Genomic DNA, 296 nt, shown 5'->3' with positions numbered 1-296 from the left:
CCACTGGTGATAGTTATCGTGCCGGTGCTTGGACCATCGCCGCCAAAACTATCGTCGTCTAATACTACAATGTTTACTGTATCGTCTTCATCTACACTTGCCGTATCGTCCGTCGTGCTTGGTACATCATTTACAGAGTTCACTGTAATATCTACTACTGCCGTTTCACAATCGCCATCCGCATCACAGATCTGATATGTGATTTGATCTGGACCATTGTAATCGCCGGTTGGGGTGTAATCTATCGTATCGTCCGTTGGGTCGTTTGGTGTGCCCCCATCGTTTACCGTGGCGGT

1 protein-coding gene is annotated in these 296 nt (G+C 48.0%); it reads right to left on the bottom strand.

Annotated features, from left to right (window positions below):
- Window positions 1-296: Ig-like domain-containing protein (locus LG649_RS16055; protein WP_226544826.1), on the bottom strand; the 296-nt coding region annotated here is incomplete at both ends.

Source organism: Neotamlana laminarinivorans (assembly GCF_020523925.1).
Lineage (GTDB): Bacteria > Bacteroidota > Bacteroidia > Flavobacteriales > Flavobacteriaceae > Neotamlana > Neotamlana laminarinivorans.
Note: the sequence above shows the minus strand (reverse complement) of the source record. Positions and strands in the feature narration are given on the sequence as shown.